This window comes from Pseudoalteromonas qingdaonensis (assembly GCF_038739665.1).
Lineage (GTDB): Bacteria > Pseudomonadota > Gammaproteobacteria > Enterobacterales > Alteromonadaceae > Pseudoalteromonas > Pseudoalteromonas qingdaonensis.
Map to the genome: position 1 here is coordinate 1 of NZ_JBCGCU010000013.1, position 21,762 is coordinate 21,762.

Annotated in this window: 22 protein-coding genes and 2 rRNA genes; 14 read left to right on the forward strand and 10 right to left on the reverse strand. The window is 48.1% G+C overall.

What is annotated here, in order from left to right; translation table 11 throughout:
* Together WCN91_RS11545 and rrf are read left to right on the forward strand one after the other, a co-directional pair.
* Nucleotides 1–1,383, forward strand: a 23S ribosomal RNA gene (locus WCN91_RS11545); the annotation flags it as partial.
* 178 nt (nt 1,384–1,561) lie between these two features.
* Nucleotides 1,562–1,676 (forward strand): 5S ribosomal RNA (rrf, locus tag WCN91_RS11550).
* A 430-nt stretch (nt 1,677–2,106) separates the two neighbouring features.
* On the opposite strand, the gene WCN91_RS11555 is transcribed toward rrf, so the two are convergent.
* The 3 genes from WCN91_RS11555 to WCN91_RS11565 all read right to left on the reverse strand — a co-directional run bounded on the left by WCN91_RS11555 (nt 2,107) and on the right by WCN91_RS11565 (nt 4,666).
* Nucleotides 2,107–2,622: a hypothetical protein gene (locus WCN91_RS11555; protein WP_342679213.1), complete on the reverse strand. Its 516-nt coding sequence runs from the start codon at nt 2,620–2,622 to the stop codon at nt 2,107–2,109.
* Nucleotides 2,623–2,730: 108 nt separating this feature from the next.
* A complete protein-coding gene (locus WCN91_RS11560) occupies nt 2,731–4,116 on the reverse strand; it encodes a class II fumarate hydratase (RefSeq protein ID WP_342679215.1) in 1,386 nt (461 codons plus the stop codon).
* A 76-nt stretch (nt 4,117–4,192) separates the two neighbouring features.
* Nucleotides 4,193–4,666 (reverse strand): Dps family protein, encoded by a 474-nt coding sequence (locus WCN91_RS11565; RefSeq protein ID WP_342679217.1) that lies wholly within the window; start codon nt 4,664–4,666, stop codon nt 4,193–4,195.
* A gap of 549 nt (nt 4,667–5,215) precedes the next feature.
* On the opposite strand from WCN91_RS11565, the gene WCN91_RS11570 reads away from it, so the two are divergent.
* Entirely contained in the window at nt 5,216–5,413 is a 198-nt protein-coding gene (locus tag WCN91_RS11570) for a hypothetical protein (RefSeq protein ID WP_342679357.1), read from the forward strand.
* Here the strand turns inward: WCN91_RS11570 and WCN91_RS11575 are convergent.
* The 4 genes from WCN91_RS11575 to WCN91_RS11590 all read right to left on the reverse strand — a co-directional run bounded on the left by WCN91_RS11575 (nt 5,410) and on the right by WCN91_RS11590 (nt 8,417).
* Nucleotides 5,410–6,009 carry a PGAP1-like alpha/beta domain-containing protein gene (locus WCN91_RS11575; RefSeq protein ID WP_342679219.1) on the reverse strand — a complete coding sequence of 200 codons (600 nt, stop codon included), beginning with the start codon at nt 6,007–6,009 and terminating at the stop codon, nt 5,410–5,412. The two genes, WCN91_RS11570 and WCN91_RS11575, sit on opposite strands and share 4 nt — an antisense overlap.
* 63 nt (nt 6,010–6,072) lie before the next feature.
* Entirely contained in the window at nt 6,073–6,618 is a 546-nt protein-coding gene (locus WCN91_RS11580) for a YaeQ family protein (RefSeq protein WP_342679221.1), read from the reverse strand.
* Nucleotides 6,619–6,736: 118 nt separating this feature from the next.
* Nucleotides 6,737–7,918 carry an NO-inducible flavohemoprotein gene (gene hmpA, locus WCN91_RS11585; RefSeq protein ID WP_342679223.1) on the reverse strand — a complete coding sequence of 394 codons (1,182 nt, stop codon included), beginning with the start codon at nt 7,916–7,918 and terminating at the stop codon, nt 6,737–6,739.
* A gap of 226 nt (nt 7,919–8,144) precedes the next feature.
* Entirely contained in the window at nt 8,145–8,417 is a 273-nt protein-coding gene (locus WCN91_RS11590; protein WP_342679227.1) for a hypothetical protein, read from the reverse strand.
* Nucleotides 8,418–8,588: 171 nt separating this feature from the next.
* Here WCN91_RS11590 and norR point away from each other — a divergent pair, with 171 nt between their 5' ends.
* The 3 genes from norR (at nt 8,589) to WCN91_RS11605 (ending at nt 10,844) form a co-directional block, all read left to right on the forward strand.
* Entirely contained in the window at nt 8,589–10,184 is a 1,596-nt protein-coding gene (norR, locus tag WCN91_RS11595) for a nitric oxide reductase transcriptional regulator NorR (protein ID WP_342679228.1), read from the forward strand.
* Nucleotides 10,185–10,330: 146 nt separating this feature from the next.
* Nucleotides 10,331–10,507, forward strand: a complete 177-nt coding sequence (locus tag WCN91_RS11600; protein WP_342679359.1) for an Arm DNA-binding domain-containing protein — start codon at nt 10,331–10,333, stop codon at nt 10,505–10,507.
* On the forward strand, nt 10,464–10,844 hold the full coding sequence (locus tag WCN91_RS11605) for a hypothetical protein (RefSeq protein WP_342679229.1): 381 nt from the start codon (nt 10,464–10,466) through the stop codon (nt 10,842–10,844). Before WCN91_RS11600 ends, WCN91_RS11605 begins: the two co-directional genes overlap by 44 nt.
* Before the next feature lie 66 nt (nt 10,845–10,910).
* Here WCN91_RS11605 and WCN91_RS11610 read toward each other — a convergent pair whose 3' ends face one another.
* The gene (locus WCN91_RS11610; RefSeq protein ID WP_342679230.1) at nt 10,911–11,330 is read right to left on the reverse strand and encodes a hypothetical protein; all 420 of its coding nucleotides are present in this window, start codon (nt 11,328–11,330) and stop codon (nt 10,911–10,913) included.
* 143 nt (nt 11,331–11,473) lie between these two features.
* Here WCN91_RS11610 and WCN91_RS11615 point away from each other — a divergent pair, with 143 nt between their 5' ends.
* From WCN91_RS11615 to WCN91_RS11630, 4 genes are all read left to right on the forward strand, one after another.
* Nucleotides 11,474–12,121 (forward strand): hypothetical protein, encoded by a 648-nt coding sequence (locus WCN91_RS11615; protein ID WP_342679231.1) that lies wholly within the window; start codon nt 11,474–11,476, stop codon nt 12,119–12,121.
* Nucleotides 12,122–12,323: 202 nt separating this feature from the next.
* Nucleotides 12,324–13,277, forward strand: coding sequence for a ribosome biogenesis GTPase YlqF (gene ylqF / locus WCN91_RS11620; RefSeq protein ID WP_342679232.1), 954 nt, complete (start codon nt 12,324–12,326; stop codon nt 13,275–13,277).
* Between the two features lie 413 nt (nt 13,278–13,690).
* The gene (locus tag WCN91_RS11625; protein ID WP_342679233.1) at nt 13,691–14,473 is read left to right on the forward strand and encodes a VOC family protein; all 783 of its coding nucleotides are present in this window, start codon (nt 13,691–13,693) and stop codon (nt 14,471–14,473) included.
* Nucleotides 14,474–14,476: 3 nt separating this feature from the next.
* Nucleotides 14,477–15,142, forward strand: coding sequence for an SDR family oxidoreductase (locus WCN91_RS11630; protein ID WP_342679234.1), 666 nt, complete (start codon nt 14,477–14,479; stop codon nt 15,140–15,142).
* On the opposite strand, the gene WCN91_RS11635 is transcribed toward WCN91_RS11630, so the two are convergent.
* Nucleotides 15,131–16,999, reverse strand: a complete 1,869-nt coding sequence (locus WCN91_RS11635; RefSeq protein ID WP_342679235.1) for a M48 family metallopeptidase — start codon at nt 16,997–16,999, stop codon at nt 15,131–15,133. The genes WCN91_RS11630 and WCN91_RS11635 overlap by 12 nt on opposite strands.
* Before the next feature lie 2 nt (nt 17,000–17,001).
* A complete protein-coding gene (locus WCN91_RS11640) occupies nt 17,002–17,589 on the reverse strand; it encodes a LemA family protein (RefSeq protein ID WP_342679236.1) in 588 nt (195 codons plus the stop codon).
* Between the two features lie 118 nt (nt 17,590–17,707).
* On the opposite strand from WCN91_RS11640, the gene WCN91_RS11645 reads away from it, so the two are divergent.
* From WCN91_RS11645 to WCN91_RS11660, 4 genes are all read left to right on the forward strand, one after another.
* Complete coding sequence (locus WCN91_RS11645; RefSeq protein ID WP_342679237.1) at nt 17,708–18,061, forward strand: hypothetical protein; 354 nt, start codon at nt 17,708–17,710, stop codon at nt 18,059–18,061.
* The gene (locus WCN91_RS11650; protein WP_342679238.1) at nt 18,054–20,384 is read left to right on the forward strand and encodes a fatty acid cis/trans isomerase; all 2,331 of its coding nucleotides are present in this window, start codon (nt 18,054–18,056) and stop codon (nt 20,382–20,384) included. The genes WCN91_RS11645 and WCN91_RS11650 overlap by 8 nt, the downstream gene beginning before the upstream one ends.
* Nucleotides 20,385–20,481: 97 nt before the next feature.
* On the forward strand, nt 20,482–20,985 hold the full coding sequence (locus tag WCN91_RS11655; protein WP_342679239.1) for a hypothetical protein: 504 nt from the start codon (nt 20,482–20,484) through the stop codon (nt 20,983–20,985).
* Nucleotides 20,986–21,141: 156 nt separating this feature from the next.
* A complete protein-coding gene (locus WCN91_RS11660) occupies nt 21,142–21,762 on the forward strand; it encodes a dUTP diphosphatase (RefSeq protein WP_342679240.1) in 621 nt (206 codons plus the stop codon).

Here is a 21,762-nt window from a genome sequence, read left to right on the forward strand (position 1 = left end):
CGAGACGACACTCTACGGAGTGGAAGCTGTTGGTGCCATACTTCCAGGAAAAGCCTCTAAGCTTCAGTTTATACCGAATCGTACCCCAAACCGACACAGGTGGTCAGGTAGAGAATACTAAGGCGCTTGAGAGAACTCGGGTGAAGGAACTAGGCAAAATAGTACCGTAACTTCGGGAGAAGGTACGCTCCTATCTGTGATGAGACTTGCTCTCTAAGCGGACGGGAGTCGCAGTGACCAGGTGGCTGGGACTGTTTATTAAAAACACAGCACTCTGCTAAATCGCGAGATGACGTATAGGGTGTGACACCTGCCCGGTGCCGGAAGGTTAATTGATGGGGTTAGCGTAAGCGAAGCTCTTGATCGAAGCCCCGGTAAACGGCGGCCGTAACTATAACGGTCCTAAGGTAGCGAAATTCCTTGTCGGGTAAGTTCCGACCTGCACGAATGGTGTAACCATGGCCACGCTGTCTCCACCCGAGACTCAGTGAAATTGAAATCGCAGTGAAGATGCTGTGTACCCGCGGCTAGACGGAAAGACCCCGTGAACCTTTACTACAGCTTGGCACTGAACATTGAGCCTACATGTGTAGGATAGGTGGGAGGCTTTGAAGCGGTGACGCCAGTTACCGTGGAGCCATCCTTGAAATACCACCCTTGTATGTTTGATGTTCTAACGTTGGCCCCTGAATCGGGGTTGCGGACAGTGCCTGGTGGGTAGTTTGACTGGGGCGGTCTCCTCCCAAAGAGTAACGGAGGAGCACGAAGGTTGGCTAAGTACGGTCGGACATCGTACGGTTAGTGTAATGGTAGAAGCCAGCTTAACTGCGAGACAGACACGTCGAGCAGGTACGAAAGTAGGTCATAGTGATCCGGTGGTTCTGAATGGAAGGGCCATCGCTCAACGGATAAAAGGTACTCCGGGGATAACAGGCTGATACCGCCCAAGAGTTCATATCGACGGCGGTGTTTGGCACCTCGATGTCGGCTCATCACATCCTGGGGCTGAAGTCGGTCCCAAGGGTATGGCTGTTCGCCATTTAAAGTGGTACGCGAGCTGGGTTTAGAACGTCGTGAGACAGTTCGGTCCCTATCTGCCGTGGGCGTTTGAGAATTGAGAGGGGCTGCTCCTAGTACGAGAGGACCGGAGTGGACGAACCGCTGGTGTTCGGGTTGTGATGCCAATTGCATTGCCCGGTAGCTACGTTCGGAATCGATAACCGCTGAAAGCATCTAAGCGGGAAGCGAGCCTCGAGATGAGTTCTCACTTGGAGTTTAACTCCACTGAAGGGCCGTTGAAGACTACAACGTTGATAGGCAGGGTGTGGAAGCGCTGTGAGGCGTTAAGCTAACCTGTACTAATTACCCGTGAGGCTTAACCATACAACACCAAAATGGTGTGAGACTGTTAAGTTAGAAGTTAGAAATTAAAAACTAAAGTAGACACATTACTTATAAAGCTTTCCGAATTTAACTGGGACATTATTTTATCAATTACATCCCTGTAATTGACCCTAACGGGCCGCACAGAGTGCGGTAAAAATTTTCCGGACAATTTTTTCCTGACGACCATAGCGTTTTGGAACCACCTGACCCCATGCCGAACTCAGAAGTGAAACGAAACAGCGTCGATGATAGTGTGGCATTTGCCATGTGAAAGTAGAACATCGTCAGGGCCTTATTTAAAGAAACCCGCTCAATGAGCGGGTTTTTTGCGTTTTTAGGCCGACAATGTGACGTGTCATTGTGGCATGTATTTGCACCTTGTCGGGGTTATCGACAATATGCTCCTGCATTCTTCTACTACCGCCATCCATGGCTGCAAACCCCGAGTATAATTAGGTTGGCTTTTCTTGGTATTAAGGGAGTGAACTTGTTAGGCTATGAAGGGTGAGTGAAGAATAGGGTAGAGGTTGTTGTGATAGCACTAGGTGCATATTTATTGGTGTTTGCACTATTTGGGGTGGCTGCCACTTATTTTGCTAAATTTCTTTATTTTCAATGGCGTCGCCAAGAAATGCGGCCCCGATATATTATCAGGGCCTTGCTTTGTCTCTTGGCGATTATTGTCTTGTCTTTATTGCTCAGCTTATTTGGTTACTGAGATTAGTAAGCCGAAGATGATGAGCCTTGAATTTTCACACATTGAGACTCTTGGCACTGGGTTGATGGGCGCATTAGGTGTTCGCAAATGCTCACCGCACCTGTATTCAGGTTAAATTGTTGCTCTTGTGCCGTAAGTTCTTTTGCCATTGCTTTAACTTGCTCCGCATCGGCGCTTTTAGTCGAAAATACAAGGTATTCATTGGCACCACCACACGCTCTGCTGCCAACGGCAACCACTTGGCATTGCTGTGTGGTATCACAGGATTTATCCGCAGTAAGTTCATGGATCTGCTTATAACCTTGAGCAATGGACTCGGCAGTGGCGGTCATCTTCATATTTTCCGCTCTGATAGGCTTTTCTGTCGTGACCAGCTGTTTAGGTGCAGGCTTTAGCTGGTTTTCTAGTTGATGTGCTTGGTTTGGCTTTTCTGCGGCAACAGCCTGAGTTTCCTCCTGGCTATTGCTATTACAGGCACTCAGTGCCAGCACGGTTAAAGCTACTAATGATAATCGCATAATGAGTTTATTCTTTTGTTGATGATATTGAACACCATAATACTGACATTTTAACCGCACGCAAATGCTTGTTTTTTATCCTTTAACTCATGCCTCTACCTAGCCTCGCTAATTTAGAATGCCCCCTTGAGTAAGCTTTTTTGGATCCAGTAATTGCAATAAGTCTTCATAGGGAATATCTGTTTCAGCGGCGGCGACATCAAGTATGGCACGCTTTTCGGCGTAGGCTTTTTTAGCGATTTGCGCTGCTTTTTCATAACCGATAATTGGGTTTAGGGCGGTAACCAAAATAGGGTTCTTAGCCAAAGAGCGGGTGAGGTTTTCTTCGCTTACCTTAAAGCTGGCGATGGCTTTATCGGCCAGCGCGATACTGCTGTTGCTAAGTAATTCTATGCTTTGCAGTATGTTATAGGCGATCACCGGCAGCATAACATTGAGTTCGAAATTACCTGACTGGCCGGCGATTGTGATACTGGTGTCGTTACCTATTACCTGAGCGGCGGCCATGGTGGTGGCTTCTGGGATCACCGGGTTGACCTTGCCGGGCATAATCGATGAGCCAGGCTGCAGTGCTTCCAGCTCAATTTCCGCCAAGCCACCTAGCGGGCCCGAGTTCATCCAGCGTAAGTCATTAGCTATTTTCATTAGCGCTACCGCGGCGGTTTTAAGCTGCCCGGAAACGGCGACCACAGTATCCTGGGTGGAAATATGAAAGAAGAGGTTCTCTGCGGCAGTGAAATCTACGCCGGTTTGCTTGCTTATTTCTTTGGCAAAGTGCGCTGCGAAATTTGGATCGGCGTTAATGCCTGTGCCGACCGCAGTGCCCCCTTGAGCAAGCTGTAACAGGGCTGCTGCGCTTTGGCTGATATGGGCTCTGGCGGCGACGATTTGCGTGTGCCAGGCTGACATGCTTTGCGCAAAGGTAACCGGCATGGCATCCATAAGGTGGGTGCGTCCAGTTTTAACCAGCTCACCAACCAGTTCCATCTTGGCCGCGATCACCTCTGCAAGATGATCCAAGGCTGGCAGCAATTCCTGCTCTATGGCGATGGCACTGCTGACATGGATAGTCGTGGGGATCACATCATTGGAGCTTTGCCCGAGATTCACCTGATCATTGGGATGCACCTTGGCACCGAGTAGGGCTGTAGCACGGGTGGCAATCACTTCATTGGCGTTCATATTGGTGCTGGTGCCTGAGCCGGTCTGGAATACATCCACGGGGAAGTGTTCTAAGTGCTCTCCAGCGATGATTTCGCTACATGCCTTGGCGATAGCCGAACTGGTTTTGGCATCTAAGTATCCAAGCTGATGATTGACCTTGGCTGCGGCGCGTTTGATATGTGCGAGCGCGGTGATAAAGCGGCTCGGCATGGTTAGCGAACTGATTTTAAAATTATTTACGGCGCGCTGTGTTTGCGCTTGATAGAGGGCGTCAACGGGAACCTTGAGCTCCCCCATGCTATCGTGCTCGCTGCGGTATTTCGGGGTCATGCTTTGCTCCTGAAGGCTAGTAAAGGCGGGAGTTAATAAAGCCAGGCGTTAAGTTGTCGCCTGGCTTACTGGGCTTCTAGTCGAGATAGGCTTTAAGCATCCACACCAGTTTTTCCTGCTCTTTGATGTAGTCGCTCATTAATGCCGCCGTGCCTTCATCTTCATTATCGCTGGCATCGACAAGAATGTTGCGCTGCATCTTGATCAGGGTGGTATAGCCATCAAGGAGGTTTTGCACCGCCTGAACGCCATCACTGATATTTTTAGCCTCGTTGATCTGGCTCAGCTCGATATAATCTGTAAACGCATGCAGTGGCTCCCCTCCCAGGGTAAGAATGCGCTCGGCGATTTCATCGACCTTTTCCAGTAACAGGTTGTAGATTTCTTCAAATTTGACGTGCAGTTCGAAAAAGTCGCGGCCTTTTATATTCCAATGAAAGCCTCGAGCGTTCATGTATTGAATTTGATAGCAGCTCAATAAGCGGTTGAGCTCATCGATAATGGTTTCTGTTTCTTGAGTATCCAATCCAATAGCATTTACTTGCGACATAGCTGTCTCCTTTGCGTTTAGAAGTTGTCTTTAGTATGGCGTAAAGCCCATTAATAACAAGCGGATAAAATCGATTTAAGCCATCAAATAAAATGATTTGCATACGCTTGTAACTAGGGTCTGTTTATCTTTGCGGTTTACTTTATGTTCAATCTAAACGCATTCTGATCACGACGCTCGTTATGATGCATAGTCACTCTATGTTCATAGCGAGCAACACAGAGCAGGATGCGTTTAGATGAACCCGTAGGGCAGCGCTTGTAGCGCATTTCTACTGTGTTGTTACATGTTTATGTAGAATAACTACACCACACATGTGCCGCCTTGTATAAATACACTACAAGCTGCTGCAGAAACGAACAACAAAGGTCAACAGACCCTAATGACATGGGCACGACTTGTACCAAAAACAAGGTGTTCATGGTGAAATATTGATCTACCGCAAAGGTGGATTCTGTGCTTAAAAAAGCGACATTGAAAGTTGATTTAGCGCAATATTTTTATGTGCTAGGGGAGCATAATCTGAACATCGACATAGGAGATGTGGTTATGAATAAATCGAAAAAAGCTGAAATCACCGTTTGTGTTATTGCCGTTCTCACCTTTGTAATTACCTTAGTGGGTCACCTTGCTGGGGCTAGCTTCGCAAATTCCGATGCCTTCGGTATGATTGCTGCGCCTATCCCTTTGGTGCTGGCTGTTATCGCTGTGGTTGCTTATAAGGTTGCCGCTGCGGCCGAGGATTAATCCTCGCGCAGTTGCTCAAGAATATAAGCAACGACCTTGCGGGAGTAGATAAGGCTGGTGTGGCTAAGGTGAAACACCTTGTGCTGCGCCATGCCGTTGAGCTTGGTTTCATCGACCTTGACCGTGCCATCGCATGGCTGTCCCTGTTCAAAAAGGGGTAATAGGCCCAGAGGTAAGTCACCGGCAATGCTGTAGAGCTTGGCGTTAAAAGGCCAGTCTTGATTTTCACTGGCCAGATATTCCAGGCTGTTTTTGAGTAGCGCCTGCATACCTTTTTGCTGCATATGATGGACTATCTTGGCACCTTTATGGGGCGTGCCCAGGGTAAAAACCTTTTTTACCTGAGCCGCTTGAGGGAAATCCTGGCTAAGATAGCGTCGTGCGATCAAGCCGCCCAAGGAATGGCAGACAAAGGCGCAATCCTGATCGCCGATAAAGGCATTAATGCGGGCGAAGATCTCATCGGTATTGGGATCTAAGGTGTTATAAGACAGGTTGAGTATATCGTAGCCGTGTTTTTGCAGCCGTGCGCACAGGGGGCGCATAACAAAACCCGACATATACAAGCCATGTAAAACTACTACCTTAGTGATCATACTTATCCTTACCCACGTCTTGGCCTAGGCGATGACGCATGTCTTGTTCCAGTTTTGGCTTATTTAGCCCTGACCCTGCCAAGCGGTCAAGGTAATTTGCAGCGTTTGCTCTTGGTTGCTCATCCATACTTCGGCATCTTCTATACTAATGGTGAGATCTATACTGCGTGAGGCCATGGCCGCCAGTTGCTGGGTTTGTTCATAGTTTAAGCTGATCACCCTAAGATTTTTAAACTGGCTTAGCTTCTGCTGATTTTTCTGCCACCAAATTTCCTGGTTGTTTTCGCCATAGGCGTACAGCACTACTTCTTTGGCACGGGTGCAGGCTTTTTTGAGGCGCTTTTCATCGGGCAGGCCGAGATCTATCCACAGGCTGATGCTGTCATCCATTTCCCGCTGCCATAACTCCGGCTCGTCTTCGGCGCACAAACCCTTGGTAAATTGCAGGTCATCATTGGCATGTAAGGCAAAAGCCAGCAGGCGGATCATCAGGCGTTGCTCGGTTTCCGAAGGATGCTGGGCGACGGTTAAAGGGTATTCTTGATAGTGGTGGCGATTCATATCACTGATATTAAGACGCGCTTTAATTATGGTGGCCTTTAATGCCATAACAACTACTTCCTAGGCGAGCAAAGCGGGCAGTATACACGTTCGCAGGGCGATTTGCTCAGCTCATATAGACGCTGCCGGGGGATTCCCAGCAGCCAAAACCAATGCACACTAAATTTTAAAGTGTGGCGTGAGGGCCAAACACCTCGTAGTGAATACGCGCTTCATCAATACCCAGTAGCTGTAGTTTTTCTTTGGCAAACTGCATAAAGGCAACCGGACCACATAAGTAGTATTCGCCATCAGCTATGGGCAGTTCAATCTGAGAAAAGTCGATAAGGCCGGCGAAGGTATGTTGGCCATTGCCTTGCTCTTGGTTGTACCAAGTATAATGACGCCAGTTATGTTGTTCACACAGGTGCGCGGTGTGCGCCGCAAATGAGTGTTGAGCCTGGTTTTCGCAGGCATGGATAAAGGTTACCGGGTGCGCATATTGGCTATGTGCCAAGGTCTCCAACATGGATTGCATAGGGGTAATTCCCACACCTGCAGAAATAAGCACAACGGGCTGTTGCTTGTTGGTAAAGAAGAAGTCTCCCGTTGGCGCATGTAAATCAACCAGGTCGCCCACACTAAGCCTGTTATGCAGGTAATTGGAAACAACTCCCAGTTGCGTATCGCCTTCACGTTTCACCGAGATGCGGTAGTCTTTACCATTTGCCTTGGCCGAAAGAGAATATTGGCGGATTTCGATATGCTCAGAGGTGTCCGGTTGCAATTCAATGGCAATGTATTGGCCTGGCTGGAAGTCCATGACCGGCTGGCAGTCCACAGGTCGAAACGTAAAGCTGGTCACCAGCTCTGACTCTTGTGTTTTTTCAGCTAGTTGAAACGCTCGTTTGCCTCGCCAGCCGCCAATGGCGGAAGCTCTTTGCGAATATAGCTGCTCCTCTCTGGAGATAAAAATATTGGCCAAGATGCCGTAGGCCTTACCCCAGGCTTGCTCGACAGCTTGGGTAAAGTGGTGGCTGAGCAATTCGCGCATGGTTTCAATCAGATGGTGGCCGACAATGTCATAATCATCAGCTTTAATATCAAAACTCACATGCTTATTGGCGATGCGCTCAATGGCGTGAGCCAGTACCGCTGGGTTATCTAAGTTTTTTGCGTAGGCGACAATTGCTTCAAACAGCGCCAACTTCTGACGTCCGGAATGCTGGTTGCTTAAATTGAAAATATCTTTAAGTTCAGGATTGTGTGTGAACATTCGGGTGTAAAAGTGCTCGGTAACCGCAGCGCCAGCCTGTTCAATCAAAGGAAGGGTTGATTGCACAGTTTTAATATCTTGAATAGATAACATCTTAACTCCAGAAGTTATAGCTATGGCCTTGAATAGTTGGCCGGAATTTTAGAAACATAGGAATAAAGCAGGCTGCCTTTACTCGATAGGGGAATTCCAAGAGTTTGTGCAGCCATGCCTTGAGTGTTTGCCTAAACGCATGAAAATAGCCCATCACCCCGTCTTAGATGGGCAATTGGCTATACTCATAGCTGGGCTTTTGCCTTTTTTAAATCATTAGGTGTGGCTACTTAACGTAGCAACCGAGTCCGTGTAGACCAACACAGCGTATGACATAGCCAATCTTGAACATGGCCGCGAAGACTATGGTTGCTATATGTGCGCTGACCTGTGCTGGGATGGAAAAGTAATGATTAAATTGATAGGTCATCAGTAGACACAAAACCGTGGTTATAAAAGACAACACCATGGTCCAGTTACCGCCAATAACACACCATTGGAAGTTAAGTTGTTGACCATCCAGCTGTTGGTTATTGGTGAGTAAAAAATTTGAGTACATCTGCGCTCCACACTATGAACAATTAGGCATGGTTATATAGTCAAAATGCGTGCCATTTTGTAATTGTATGAAATATATGGATAATTTTTTTTAGAAATAAAGGTGTGTCATAATGACTTCTTTGCTATTGTGTCTTTATGACTCATTGTTGTCTTTATGATTAGGTGATGTATGAATAACCCTACCGATAACCAGTTGTTAGAACTGTCGCTGGAATTGGCGCAAAGCGTCTCTAGCAAGCAGCGTTTTGATGGCCTGCTAACTGCTGTGCGCAAATTTATCACCTGTGATGCCATAGTGTTATTGGTTTTGAAAGGGGATTACCTGCAGCCGCTGGCCTTGCAGGGGTTAAGACGCGGCACCATGGGGCGGCAATTTGTTATTGCCGAACATCCGAGATTTTTGGCTGTGTGCCAATCCATGCAAGCGGTGCGTTTTGAGGCAGACTCAAATTTACCCGACCCCTATGATGGGCTGGTGCTGGCCACAGACGGCGACTTGCCCATTCATGCCTGCATGGGCATTCCCTTGTATTTTGAACAACAGCTGATTGGCGTGCTGACCTTGGATAGTTTAACGCCCGAGGTTTTTGATTCCCTGTCGCAAAGAACCTTGGCGCTGATCGCCTCCATGGCCTCGATCAGCCTGCATACGGCTCTCGCTCTGGATTTATTGGAAACCAATATCAAGCACTCCAAAGAGGTCATGCGGGTGCTTAATGAGCCGGGCAGCCAGGGGCAGCAGTCAAACCTGGTTGGCCAAAGTGCGGCAATGGAAAAGCTTAAAAGCGAAATAGCCCTGGTCGCCCCATCAAACTATTCAATTTTAATTCAAGGGGAAAGCGGCACAGGTAAGGAGCTGGTGGCGCACAGCATTCATCAGCAGTCAACGCGCAGTGACGAAGCCATTATTCATGTCAATTGCGCCGCCTTGCCGGAAAATCTGATAGAAAGCGAACTCTTTGGCCATGCCAAGGGTGCCTTTACCGGGGCGGCACAAAAGCGTGCCGGTAAGTTCCTTATCGCCAATGGCGGCACCATATTCTTAGATGAAGTGGGCGAACTGCCTCTGGCGGTGCAAAGCAAGCTGCTGCGTGTGCTGCAAAGTAATGAAATTCAACCCCTGGGTTATGACAGCACAGTTCATGTTGATGTGCGCGTTATTGCCGCCACCAACAGGGATCTGAAAACGGAAGTTGAGCAAGGGCATTTTCGCGCCGATCTCTATCATAGGCTCAATGTGTACCCGGTCACAGTGCCGCCACTGCGGGAAAGAGAGGGGGATATCGCCCTGCTTGTGGGGTTCTTTAATGAGCGCATCAAACGCAAGCTGGGCGTGAATCAGTTAAAGGTATCAAGTGAACTGATGGCGCGCCTAGAGCATTACTTCTGGCCGGGCAATGTGCGTGAGCTTGAACACCTGCTGAGCAGAGCAGCTCTTAAAGCCTGCGCAAAGGTTTCCATGCAAGATCGTCATCGGCAAATAGTGACTTTGGAGATCAGCGATTGCGATGAGCTTGCCCCAGAGGGTGCAGAAGAGCATGCCAAAGCGCCAAGGGAGTTGGCGTTAACAGAGCAGATTAGCACTGAGCAGAGCCTCAATTTAAGAGACGCGGTAGACGATTATCAAAAAGCCTTGATCAAGCAGACATTGCATCATTATCAAGGCAATTGGAGTCAGGCGGCGAAACACCTTGGCGTTGATCGCGCTAATCTGGTGCGTTTATCCAAGCGCTTGGGCATACGAGTTGAAAAGGTGGTGTGGTAATACTAATTCACTTAATGTAGCTAATCATTCTAGCGGACTAGATATCGTGCTCACGGCGTTGAAATTAATAACCTCATAAGAAATATTCCGCCTTGTTATCACATCATTTATCCAGCGCTATATCTGATCGCAAGATAAAATGAATAATTGCTACTGGCAAAGAACAAACCTTTTCTGACGGTAATTGCTTAATGTTACGTGTTAAAACTAATGGCACAAAAATCTGGCGGTTTAAATATACTGTCAGTAAAAAAGTCTCTATGGCCATAAGGTGTAATCATGAAAATTTTAATTGTCATTCTTTTGTTGTTTTCACACTTTAGTTACGCTGGAGATTCAATGTCTAGAATTAAAGCGCTGCATTTAAGTGTTGGCATAATGACTTGGTGTGATGCTAAACATGGTAGTAAAGCAGAAACGAGCTTTAGAGATGCTGGCTATGAAGCTCGCATGATATTAGAGTTAAATGGAGATTGGGATACTGGTAAAGTAAAAAAAGTTCTCACAGAATTAAAAAAGCGTTCTTTTGGCGGTAGGGATTGTGACTTGGCCATGAAAGAGTCACGTTTGGTTGTCAGTCGCATTCTGGACGATGCGGGTATTGATTTGACCCAACTTAAGCAACATTACCTTTACATGCGGGAGCATGGATCCCTATAAATGCCAAAAAGAGCAATTGAAGATGCTAAAGTTTTTGGCTAATAATCATGAGGGAAATTATGATATCTAGCGATAAGTAACAGCTTTCGAGATATCAATTCGATGACCCTTAGTCGGTACCCAGTCACTAGCAACTATTGCACCTTCTTTTATGAAGGTAACCGTTATGCCTCCACTATCGGCAAGCTTAGCGCTATTCTTAGATTCAATAGATACTGATACAAAGTTACAAGAATTGTTTTCTGATATTGTGTTATGACCAATTTGACGATTCGATGATGTTATTGAAATTGTTACCTCATCAGGATGGGTGTCAGGAGCGTCAAAGCCAATAAGTACACTCGCATTACCTGTCATATTGTTCCGAGAAATCTTTACTGTATTTAGACAACCTTTAGTACTACCTATAAAGTTAGCTTCTTTACCCCCATCATAAGAGTCTTCTAGAATCCAGTATTTAGGCCTTTTGTTAAATAATCCAAACATGTCAATCCTTTAGTAGAGATTATACTTATCATCTATGTTGAACGAAATTGGTCCCCATACATGATAATAATAAGAACATTTTTCATTTTATTAAGAAGTGATGGTATCTTAATTTCATTCTATATGTGAAGGATAACAAAATTATGGGCATCTTTAGTAAGTTTAAAGACAATTATGAAAAGAACTTTGTTATTGAAATTTTAAATGATCAGTTTGAGCGGATTGAGTCGCTTGGACTTTTAACCTTTAACCATAAAAAACTTTCCGTAGAGCTAGTGGAAAACCTATGGGGTGAAAGTACTAGTTATTTAAATGGCTCAATACACAAGCGACCTGCCCGGATTGTTTTTTCAATAGCTGCATTATCAAATGGACTAGAGTGCCTAGCAAAAGATGATATACAAAATCAAAAGGCATTTCTGGTTTTACTTAGAGATCTATTTGCTGAAGTTGATGTAAATAGGAATCTATACGAGCTTAAGGCGGTGGATGTTGAGTTGCTAGAAATAGCTAGCAAGATTTATGTAGAGTTTTCTCAAGACTTGCCCAATGAAGAGAATGCGAGTGAACAAGTGAACTTAAAGAACTATCAAACATGGGATGAGTGGTATGCTGTTTTTCAAGCCGAGGCTGCATTTCATTTTGATAAGTTAGGCAAGTTTAATTGCTTAGAGTATATGGATAAAAGCCCACTTCAAAGGGCCTATCAAGAAAATGTAGATCCAAGGCCTCTAGCTAAGGTTTTTGCAGAAGAAACAGATTTCGAAAATGTTCTTAAAGGCTCAACATAATTACTAGTTTTCAGCTCTCATATACAGCCTGCTATCAGACATTTCTTGTAAGTGACTTTGCCACCTAAATTTATGAAAACTAATTTTTACTTTATAGTAAACTACGCAGCATTAGTTGAGGTGATAAATCAAAATTATTCACCCAGCCCCCATACAGTACCCCATGGTGTTTTGGGTTGAGTTAAAAGGTTAAATTTATCAAATGAGTAGAGCAGGAATTCAATGGTTTCCGGGCCATATGAACAAGGCGCGCAATGAAATAAAAGAAATCATGCCGCAGATGGACGTGATTATTGAAGTACTGGATGCGCGTATTCCCTACAGCAGCGAAAACCCCATGGTGGGTGCCCTGCGTGGCGATAAGCCGGTGATCAAGATCCTCAATAAGGCGGATTTGGCCGACCCACAGATGACCACGCAATGGCTTAATTATCTTGAGCAGGAAAGTGGTGTTAAGGCTCTGCCTCTGGAGCATGACAAGGCCGCTCAAGTAGGCAAAATAGTCGAGCTGTGTAAAAAGCTGGTGCCTCACAAGGTGGGTGCCGATAAACAAATTAAAGCCATGATCATGGGTATTCCCAATGTTGGTAAGTCGACACTGATCAATACCCTGGCTGGGCGCATCGTCGCCAAAACTGGTAACGAACCGGCGGTAACCAAGGCACAACAGCGGATTAAAATCGATGAAGGCATCATGCTTTACGATACCCCGGGAATGCTCTGGCCCAAGGTTGAGAATGAAAATTCCGGCTATCGCTTAGCGGCCACCGGCGCTATTCGCGATACTGCCATCGACTATGAAGAAGTGGCCAGCTATACCGCCGAGTATTTGCTGCAAGCCTACCCGCAATTGCTGATTGACCGTTACAAGGTCGACCCCTTACCCGAGCAAGATTATGACTTTATGCTGGCGGCAGGCAAGAACCGTGGTTGTATTCGTGGTGGTAACCAGGTGGATCTACATAAGTTCTCGGAAATTTTAATCAATGAGCTGCGCGATGCAGTGCTTGGCCGAGTAAGTATGGAAACGCCCGAGATGCGTGAGCGCGAAGAGCTGATGGTGGCCGAATTACGCGCCGCTGCCGAGGCCAAGAAGGCGGCCAAGGAAGAAGAAAAGCGTCTGCGCCGTGCACGAGCCCGTAAGAACCGCCGCTAATAGATAAGCAGCAAATTTTAGACATAAAAAAAGCCCGAAAGGGCTTTTTTGTTTTCATATCTACCGTCACCGATATGAGCAATGTAGCAAGTAAAATGTAATGCGGTTGATGGAGTGACCATATCAAGGGGCGTTGAATTGGCCGCCATCAACCTGTGCCTTACGGGCGCTAAGCGTGTTTCAGGGTCGTGAAACAAGTTTCAGTAACAAGGAGGTTATTTGCATTCCCGTCTTGTTGAGATTGATTATCAATTAGATTTGAATGTCAGTCAATACTTAATGCAAATAATTCTCAATTAAATTTATGTGCCTTTTTATCTCTAGCTCGATTAAGGTGAAACCCTACCTAATTTTTGCCCCAGCGCTGGTGGATTACGCTATGGTTATTAAAACAATAAATGGGATGCACTAGTATGAGTCAAGATAATTACCCTCAAGGACATTTTTGTTGGGCGGAGCTGTGCTCTACCGATTGGCAAAACGGCAAGACCTTCTACGGTGACTTTTTCTCTTGGTCGGCGCACGATCAAGCTATTGGAGAAGGTGTGTATTACACCATGCTGCAAAAGCAACAGCAGGATATTGCCGCCATGTATCAGATGCCCGCCGAGCAACAGGCGCAGGGCGTGCCTAGCTATTGGCTGACCTATATTGCCGTTGATGATGTCGACAGCAAAACCGCCGCCGCCAAAGAGCTTGGGGCCAGCATAGTAGATGGCCCACATGAGATTCCCGGTGCCGGGAAAATGGTGCTGCTATGCGATCCCGGTGGCGCCATGGTGGCCTTATGGCAGGGTCAGGGCCATAAGGGTTCACAGCGTAAGAATGAAACCAACACCCCTTGCTGGTTTGAACTGGCCACCCGGGATATGCGCGCCAGTACCGAGTTTTATCAGCAGCTGGTGGGCTGGCATAGCGAGTTGCACCCCATGGATGATATGGAATACAGGGTTCTCAGCATTGATGGTGAGGAAATTGGTGGCATGCTGGAAATGAATGAGCAGTGGCCGGACGACATTCCATCTCATTGGATGGTGTATTTTCAGGTTGATAACTGCGATGAGCAGGTGGAGCTGGCGAAAAAACTCGGCGCCGAGGTATGCGTAGAGCCTATAGACATCCCGGATGTTGGCCGCTTCAGCGTGATTAATGACCCCCAAGGCGCGGTATTTTCGGTTATTCAACTTCAAGGATAAGTAATGACTCAACATGTAGTGATCACAGGTGCCAATCGTGGCATAGGTCTGGAATTGGCTAGGCAGTACGTGAATGCCGGTGCCGAAGTAAGCGCCTTGGTGCGCCAAAGCAGCGATGAACTAGATGCTTTAGGTGTTCAGGTGATCTCTGGTATCGATGTTTGCGAACCAGAGCAGGTACGTGATCTGGCAGCTAAGCTCGACAACAAGCCCATAGATATTCTTATTAACAACGCCGGGCTATTGCACAATGAAACCTTGGCCGATATGGACTTTACGGTAATAGAGCGGCAGTTTGCCGTTAACGCCCTGGCACCTTTGCGTGTGACCCATGCCTTGGGGCATTTATTGCCCGCCGGTGCCAAGGTGGCGATGATCACCTCACGCATGGGCTCTATTGCCGATAATGGCTCCGGTGGTTATATCGGCTATCGCATGTCTAAAGCAGCCTTGAATGCCGCCGCCGTAAGTCTGGCTCACGAACTTAAGCCCCGTGCCGTGGCGGTTGGTCTATTTCATCCCGGGTTTGTGCAAACGCGTATGGTGGGTTTTGCCGGTGATGTTAGCCCCGAGGTCGCGGCGCAGCGCATAAAGCAGCGGATCGCCGAGCTGGACTTGGCCAATACTGGCGGCTTTTGGCATGCCAATGGTGAGCGCTTACCCTGGTAAGCGACTCACTAGTTCACTATCTACATTTAAGCAGGCGGCAAGTGTGTATAAGATCACCTGCTCCGCCTCATTAATGTCGCCATCGTGGCTAATGCAGAGCTGGCAGGCTTGAACCAGCGCCTGCTTCTTCGCCTGCGGCAAGGCTTTCACTATGCTTAATGCCCGTTGCAAACGGGTGATCTGACATTGGGCGTCACCATAATAGCGCATGGGTAACTGCAAGGCTTCAGAGGCCGCCTTAAGTGCTGTGGCTTGCTGCTGCTCATCACTGTGACCAAAGCTGGCAAGAGCGTTAAGCAATTGCTCGCAGGCCGTTCCGATAAGTTTTTTATTAAGACCACCTATGGCGCCTGTACTGGCTTCACTCAGAGCGTGGGCACTCAGTTCATAGAAGGACCAGGCATGCAGGTCCAAACTACCATCTACCACAACAATATTCTTTAGCTTGGCTAAAAACTCCCGCTGTCCATGTGGTGGTAAACAACGTAGTGCTCCTATGGCAACCTCCAACAGCATCAGCTTTTTACTCAAACCAAGTGCAGACAATGAGGTTTCGGCCTGGTCGAATTTAAACGCATCGACATAGGGTAAAGCAACAATCTGACGCAGTTGTGCTTGGCGTTGCTGCCAGTCTTGATGTAAGCACAGCAGCATTACCAGCCACTGGGCATCCACTGGCTCATGAGCCAGGTAACCAAGGTTGGCATCGATTCCTTCAAGTTTTATCTGATTCAGGCTGTTGTTTTGATGTCGCTCCACCTGAAACTGACTTTGCTCATGCGCTGCCATCATGGCGCCATGCACAGTCGCATGAGCATGACCTCTAGGGCGTTTGGTAAGCACGCCTCTCCAGCTGGGGTCGAGTGCTTTTATGCGCTTGCTCAGAGGCGGGTGGGTGCTTAACCAGGATAGCCAGGGGCTGAGCGCATCGGAAAAAAACAAATGACTATATAAATGCGCGTTATTTTGTCTCAGGGTGTTTTTACGTGGGCTTTCAGCTATTACCAGTAAAGCCTGAGCCAGGTCATAAGGGGCGCGGGTGAGTTCGGCGGCTCCGGCATCGGCGAGATATTCCCGCTGGCGACAGACCAGGGCCTTAATAGCGTCGCCAAGCTGAGTTCCAAGCCAGCCAAACAGGGTGAGTATCAGACCGACTATGGCGCCAAAGCCGGCTCCGTCGCCTTTTTGGGCGTGTCGGCGCGATGCATTCATGGCGCTGTAGATAAGATTTTCACCGGCCTGGCCAATAAAGGTGATGCCAAAAAGCAGGGCCGTCATGCGTACATTAAGGCGTACATCGCCGTGACGAATATGGCTGAATTCATGGGCTACCACCGCCTGTAATTGCTCGCGACTTAGCTGTTGTAAGGCTCCCTGAGTAACGGCAATCACGCTGTCCTGTCTGTGATAACCGGCGGCAAAGGCATTGATGCTGGGCTGACGTTCAAGTACATAAACCCCGGGTACCGGCATTCGTGCAGCGATGGCAACCTCTTCAACCACATTAAGCAGCTGGCGATGCAATGGATCATAGCTGTTGCTTTGCACCTGCTCGCCACCGAGTTGTTGAGCAATAATATGACCGCCGCGGCGCAATTGAAAATACTTATAGAGTACGGCCACCATGATCACTGAGCCTATGGTTAGGGTGACGCCAAGGTGAATACGGCCGCCATTATCCAGAGGCTGTAAGCCATAATTAAAGAATGTATAGGGATCGGTGGCGAAGACACGCATCAGCCAGAGTAATGGCCAATGGGCGAGGGCGATCAGCAGGGTGACCGCGAGAACAAATAAGGTAACCAGCAGCCAGGTTTTACGTCTGGCCTGGCGCTGGTGTTCAAAGAAGTTTTGCACGGCTAGTTAAAGGATACTTTTGGTGCCTGACGTTGTGCTTGTGGGTCTTCCAGCTGCAACAGTGGTGCGTCGATACCATGGCCCGTCATTTTTGCGACCAGTACAGGTGGGAAGCTTTGCTTAAAGCTGTTGTATTGCATCACCGCGTCGTTATATGCCTGACGGGCAAAAGCAATGCGATTCTCTGTGCTGGTAAGCTCTTCGCTTAAATTAGCCATGGTGCTGTCGGCTTTAAGGTCGGGGTAATCCTCGACACTAATTTGCAATGCACCCAGAGCGCTACTTAGCGCGCCTTCACTGGCGGCCAGCTGAGCTAATTTGGTGGCGTCGATATTGCCCTGATGCAGGGCTTGCAGGGCGCTTACCGCCTGGTTGCGGGCGGCTGTAACCGCTTTTAGGGTGGTGTTTTCATGATCCAGATACGCCTGCGCAGTGGCAACCAGGTTGGGCACCAGGTCGTGACGGCGGTGTAATTGCACATCTATCTGTGCAAAGGCATTTTGAAATTCGTTTTTATACTGTACTAGATTGTTGAAGATTATTACCACGGCTATGGCGACAACAACCAGTATGATTAAAAGTACTGTCATGTGCATTTTCCTCCCTAATTACTTGGTTAATATAACCTATCTGGTTATAAAAGCAGCCAAAGCAAAGACTTTTTTGCTATTATGAGGGCTGATTATCGACTTTTTTTCGGGGTTTTCCGTGGAATTATCGCAAGGCGCTGTGCTTAGCCTACCTTTGTTTTTACTTAATGACTCACTTTATTCTCGCGACATGAATGAACCAGATCTGCTGTTAGAAGTAGAGCTGGACGAAGACCTGTTGGCGCATTTATGCCAAAACCCCAGCGCCGAGCAAACGGTAAGCCTGCAGCTTAGCAGCTACGAGCTGCGCCCTCAGGCTCAACCCTTATTGCCTTGTGAGCATCAGGCCATGTTGACGCTAAGTCGCGGCCCGCTATTGGCGGCAGTGCTGGAATGCAGTGATGGTCAAAGCTATGTCTCGCCCCAGTTGGAAATGATGCCAACTTTCGACCTCGGTGACGACTATGAATAAACTGGCCTGGATGCTGCTTCTGGTATTTTGTACCGGCTGCGCCGTGTTTGGCGCCCAGAAGTACGACAGCCTTTACGGTCAACAGCTGGTGGAAAATCGCCAGCACCCCGTTGCCATCGAGCAGCAGGACTACTTCCAACAAGAAGTAAAGCCCATAATCGATAACCGCTGTGTGGTCTGTCATGGCTGTTATGATGCGCCCTGCCAGCTGAAAATGTCCTCACCTGAGGGCATAGAGCGCGGCACTTCAAAAGATCTGGTGTACGATGGCACCAGGCTGTTGGCGTCCGAGCCGAGCCGCTTGTTTATCGATGCACACACCACGGCGCAGTGGCGTGAAAAGGGGTTTAACCCAGTCTTAAACGAGCGCCAACAAAACCCCCATGCCAATTTAATGGCCAGCGTTATGTATCGCTCCCTGGCTCTTAAACAGCAGCATCCGCTGCCAGAGCAAGCCATTTTGGGTAAAGAATTTGACTTTAGCCTGGATCGCCAGCAAAGCTGCCCGACCATAGAAGAGTTTGACGACTACGCCATCGACAACCCCTTGGCGGGTATGCCTTATGGCTTGCCGGCGCTAAACAGTGCGGAAATGGCAACCCTGACGAATTGGTTGCAGCTGGGAGCGCCCTTACCCGAAGCCCAGGCAATCAGTACCGAGTTGCAGCTTGAGGTCGATAAGTGGGAAGCCTTTCTTAACCGTGACGAGCTAAAGCACAGATTGAGCGCCCGTTATATTTATGAGCATTGGTATCTGGCCAATATCTATTTTGCCGATGTGGAGCGCGGACAATTCTTTAAACTGGTGCGCTCCAGCACGCCGCCGGGACAGGCCGTTAAGGTGATCGCCACCCGCCGTCCTTATGAAGACCCTAAGGTCGAGCGTGTTTATTACCGCTTGCTGGCGTCCCACAGCACAGTGCTGGCGAAAACCAATATTCCGCTAGCGCTGAATGACGGCAAACTAGCGCGTTTGCAGCAACAGTTTATCGATACCGATTACCAGGTCAGCCGCTTGCCCGGTTATAACATAGAGGTGGCTTCCAACCCCTTTAAGGCCTTTGCCGCCATCCCAGTGCGCTCTCGTTATCAGTTTATGTTGGACGAGGCTGAGCTGATAATTCGCGGCTTTATTCAAGGCCCGGTATGTCGCGGGCAAATCGCCCTTAATGTGATCAACGACCAGTTTTGGGTGGCCTTTGTTGACCCGCAATTTATCGGCGCCGAGCAATTTGAGCAGTTTTTAGAGCGCCACGAAGATGCCCTGGATATGCCGGCGCAGGAGCAAAGCAATGCGCTGCCCATCTCGAGCTGGGTCAAATATGCCGCCAAGCAAAGCAAGTTTCTAGAAGCCAAGGCGGCACTGGCAAATGAGGTGTTTGCCGACGGTCGGCATTTAACCCCGGACCTTCTTTGGCAGGGTGAAGGCCATAACGACAATGCCGCCTTGACCATTTTCCGTCACTTTAACAGTGCCACTGTGGTGAAGGGCTGGGTGGGCGAAGCGCCGAAAACGGCGTGGATCCTCGACTATTCTCTATTTGAGCGTATTCACTACCTGCTGGTGGCCGGGTTTGATGTTTACGGCAATGTCGGTCATCAGCTGATCACCCGTCTTTATATGGATTTTTTGCGTATGGAAGGGGAAGACAACTTCTTATCGCTGTTGCCACTGGAGGAGCGTGCCCAATTGCGTGCCCACTGGTATCGCCGCTCACCGAAAAGCCTGGTCGAGTTCCTTAAAGACTCGGACATCCGCTTTACCCAGCCTAGCGGCATAAGCTATAGCAGTGATGATATGCAGCAGGAGCTTTACAACAAGCTGGCGGCCAAGTTGGAGCCTGTGCTGAGCAAGCGTTATGACTATCGTCAGGCACCAGAGGTGTTACAGCGCCTTAATAAGTTAGATAGCAAGGCGGTCAACCTGCTGCCCCAGGTCAGTTATATCCTGGTGGGCGATAAGGAGTCTGAGTATCAGGCCTATAGCCTGGTGCACCATAACGCCCACTACAACATCAGCAGTCTGCTACGCGAAGAAGCGCAGCGCGCTTACGATGAAGACAAGGCGATGCTGGTGCCAGGTTTTATCGGTGATTACCCGGAAGCCTTATGGGTGCTCAGTGAAGAGCAGTTGCCAGCCTTTGTGCAAGGCTTGGAGCAGGTGCGCAATGAGCAGCAGTACCGCGCCCTGAAGAGTCGCTTTGCAGTACGTCGCAGCGACCCGGATTTTTGGCACTATAGCGACTTGTTACACCGGGTCTCACAGCGCTACCGCGGCATTGAATACGGACTGTTAGATTATAATCGCTTGGAAAATCGCTAGCTTAGCTGCTTTCAGTGCAACAGTTTTATAACACTTGTGCACCTGTGTTTGTTTTGGCAAAATTGTTGTGCTCGTGCCTATTAGAAAGAGAATAACAATGCACTATTGGTCTATATTGTTAATTATTATCGCTGCAGCATTTACTGCTCAGGCGAATGAAAAGAAGTTGAATAAGTGTATTAGCCCTTCGGGTAAAGTGACTTACACTACAGAGTCTTGTCCTGCAGGGCACCGTGAGCAGGTGATGCGTGAGCAGATGTCGCTGATGCAGTTTGCGCAAAAAGCACGTCAGGCACCGGACGTAGGCCCTAAAGAAGCCGACGAAACCGACCTGGCTTTTTATCTGCGTAATAACTTTACTCACACTGATTGGGTTGAGAATATTCAGCGCAGCTACCTGGAGCAAGGCAATGCCGTGGTGGTGGTAGACACCTTTCGCTTGCATAAACTGGAAGGTATCTGTCAGGCTACTCAGCAATGGATTCAAGAGCATCCGCATCCTATTTTTAATCTTCAGGATATGCGTTTTGAATTTACCAGTGGTGCACCTTTTGCGTCCCGATATGTGACCGAAGGGGTCTGTGATTACCGCTTAAGATAAAACTTAAGATACACAAAAAAGGAGCCTGGGCTCCTTTTTTATTGCCTTGAATTCGCTGCAGGCCTAGAGCCAGAGTAGGGGAAGTGGCTAATCCCTTTCACTCTCTTTGCAGATAACGGTATGATAGGTTTATTAACCGCGAATGTGAGAGATAAAATGTCGAGTGCTGCAAAAAAAATAGCCGTTATGTTGGAAATGCAACATGCCATGAATACTAAAGTTCACGAGCAATGGTTTGACCAAGGCTTTGAATGGTATCGTGCAATTTGGGTTGAGTGTGCGGAAATGCTTGATCACTACGGCTGGAAATGGTGGAAAAAGCAAACGCCCGACACCGAGCAAGTAATTTTAGAGCTGGTGGATATTTTTCACTTTGGCCTAAGCCTGCGCATTGATGGTGAAACCTCCTTTACCGATCTGGCCGCCGCCCTTGAGCAGGAAATGGCGCAAGTACATAGCGAAGCAGATTTTAAAGCCACTTTAGAAGTCTTGGCCGCCAGCGCGGTAAATGACAAAGCTTTTAATGCCGCGGCATTTGCTGGCTGTATGCAGCAAATCGGCATGAATATCGATGATCTGTATCGTGGCTATGTTGGCAAGAACACCCTTAACTTCTTCCGTCAGGATAACGGCTATAAGGATGGCACCTATATCAAGGTATGGCATGGTCAGGAAGACAACGAGCACCTGGTTGAAGTGGTGAAAAGCCTGGATACAGAAAATCCAGACTTTGCCCACCTGGTTTACCAGGGCTTACAACAACGTTACCCGGCGTAA

Coding starts and splice junctions, on each gene's coding strand:
- WCN91_RS11555 (WP_342679213.1), bottom strand. CDS start 2,622: ATGCGATTATCATTAGTAGCTTTAACCGTGCTGGCACTGAGTGCCTGT.
- WCN91_RS11560 (WP_342679215.1), bottom strand. CDS start 4,116: ATGACCCCGAAATACCGCAGCGAGCACGATAGCATGGGGGAGCTCAAG.
- WCN91_RS11565 (WP_342679217.1), bottom strand. CDS start 4,666: ATGTCGCAAGTAAATGCTATTGGATTGGATACTCAAGAAACAGAAACC.
- WCN91_RS11570 (WP_342679357.1), top strand. CDS start 5,216: ATGAATAAATCGAAAAAAGCTGAAATCACCGTTTGTGTTATTGCCGTT.
- WCN91_RS11575 (WP_342679219.1), bottom strand. CDS start 6,009: ATGATCACTAAGGTAGTAGTTTTACATGGCTTGTATATGTCGGGTTTT.
- WCN91_RS11580 (WP_342679221.1), bottom strand. CDS start 6,618: ATGGCATTAAAGGCCACCATAATTAAAGCGCGTCTTAATATCAGTGAT.
- hmpA (WP_342679223.1), bottom strand. CDS start 7,918: ATGTTATCTATTCAAGATATTAAAACTGTGCAATCAACCCTTCCTTTG.
- WCN91_RS11590 (WP_342679227.1), bottom strand. CDS start 8,417: ATGTACTCAAATTTTTTACTCACCAATAACCAACAGCTGGATGGTCAA.
- norR (WP_342679228.1), top strand. CDS start 8,589: ATGAATAACCCTACCGATAACCAGTTGTTAGAACTGTCGCTGGAATTG.
- WCN91_RS11605 (WP_342679229.1), top strand. CDS start 10,464: ATGAAAATTTTAATTGTCATTCTTTTGTTGTTTTCACACTTTAGTTAC.
- WCN91_RS11610 (WP_342679230.1), bottom strand. CDS start 11,330: ATGTTTGGATTATTTAACAAAAGGCCTAAATACTGGATTCTAGAAGAC.
- WCN91_RS11615 (WP_342679231.1), top strand. CDS start 11,474: ATGGGCATCTTTAGTAAGTTTAAAGACAATTATGAAAAGAACTTTGTT.
- ylqF (WP_342679232.1), top strand. CDS start 12,324: ATGAGTAGAGCAGGAATTCAATGGTTTCCGGGCCATATGAACAAGGCG.
- WCN91_RS11625 (WP_342679233.1), top strand. CDS start 13,691: ATGAGTCAAGATAATTACCCTCAAGGACATTTTTGTTGGGCGGAGCTG.
- WCN91_RS11630 (WP_342679234.1), top strand. CDS start 14,477: ATGACTCAACATGTAGTGATCACAGGTGCCAATCGTGGCATAGGTCTG.
- WCN91_RS11640 (WP_342679236.1), bottom strand. CDS start 17,589: ATGACAGTACTTTTAATCATACTGGTTGTTGTCGCCATAGCCGTGGTA.
- WCN91_RS11650 (WP_342679238.1), top strand. CDS start 18,054: ATGAATAAACTGGCCTGGATGCTGCTTCTGGTATTTTGTACCGGCTGC.
- WCN91_RS11655 (WP_342679239.1), top strand. CDS start 20,482: ATGCACTATTGGTCTATATTGTTAATTATTATCGCTGCAGCATTTACT.
- WCN91_RS11660 (WP_342679240.1), top strand. CDS start 21,142: ATGTCGAGTGCTGCAAAAAAAATAGCCGTTATGTTGGAAATGCAACAT.